At 70.8% G+C, this 1,160-nt stretch carries 1 protein-coding gene; it reads right to left on the reverse strand.

The annotated features are described in order from the left end of the window. Positions 1-1,090: major capsid protein (locus ABZZ22_RS27015; RefSeq protein ID WP_354938668.1), on the reverse strand; the 1,090-nt coding region annotated here is incomplete at its 3' end. Positions 1,091-1,160: the final 70 nt, after the last annotated feature.

A 1,160-nucleotide genomic window follows, 5' to 3' on the forward strand; every position in this document is an offset into this window, starting at 1 on the left:
TCTCCACCTCGTGCTTGAGGAGGAGGCCGTCGACGAGGTTGGCGACGTTCTCCGGGTAGCCCACGTCCTGGAGGAAGCTGCCGGTGATGCAGGTAACGGCCACATCCAGGCGCCGCTCGGTGAACGACGGGCAGGGCAGCTCGGTGCAGTTCTTCGGGGTGTCCGCGATGACCTGCGCCTCGGTGAGCCGCGTGAACGACGTGAGGCCCGCGTCCATGATCTCGCGCCACAGGTAGTTCTTCGAGTACTGCACGCCGCCGCGGGGGGCGCCCATGGTGGGGAGGTCGATGAACCCGTCCCGCTCCCAGAGGCTGCACAGGTCGTAGCGGATCTCGGAGGGCGCGCACCAGCCAGCAGCGGCGGTGAGGGAGTTGGCGTCGCTGACGGACTTCTCCCACTCCTGCACGGAGGGGAGGCGGCGCCGGTAGTCGGTGAGCTCCTTGAGGGTGCGGGCGTCGGTGTTGCGGTCGCCGGAGACGCGGAACTCGCGCTCGCGGGAGAGCTTGCCGAGGGCCCGCTCGGCGCGAATGCCGCCGCCGACACGGCTGTTGCCGAACTGGCCGAACAGCTGTCGGCTTGCCTCGGTGAGGGCGTGGGTGTCGGTCTCCTCGCCCACGTTGCGGCCCATGACGCCGGCGGCGTCGGAGCTGAACCGGAGGGAGACCTTGTCGTAGCGCGGGGTGGATACCGGCGGGGCCTGCGGCATGGTGGTCTGGGCAGCCATCTGAGAGACGGACGGGACCTGCGCGGGCGGGGTCTCGACGGCGGGCTCCTCGACGACGGCGGGGGCCGCGGGCTCGGGGATGACCTGGGTGGGGATCGTCAGGTCGGGCGCGGACGCGAAGGCGTCGCGGGCGGCCTGTGTGGCTTCGGCGGCGGTCTTCCGCTCGCTGATGACGGCGGCCAGCTCCTGGAGCTGCGTGGCGAGGCCGGACAGCTCGGCGGGGTCGGCGTCCTTCTGCCCGGACAGCTCGGTCCCGGCGGTCTTGACGCGCCCGTACTCGGCGAGCAGCTGCTCATCGGTGGCGTCGGTGATGTTGAAGGCGACCGGCTCGTTGGGCTCGGTGCTCTCCGGGGTCTGCTCTGCCATGACGGTGGTCTCCTTCCAGTCGGCAGAACGACAACGTCTCGTTCGCTCGACCGGCCCACCGCCAGCATCG

This window comes from Nocardioides sp. NPDC006273 (genome assembly GCF_040613495.1).
Taxonomy (GTDB): Bacteria; Actinomycetota; Actinomycetes; order Propionibacteriales; family Nocardioidaceae; genus Nocardioides.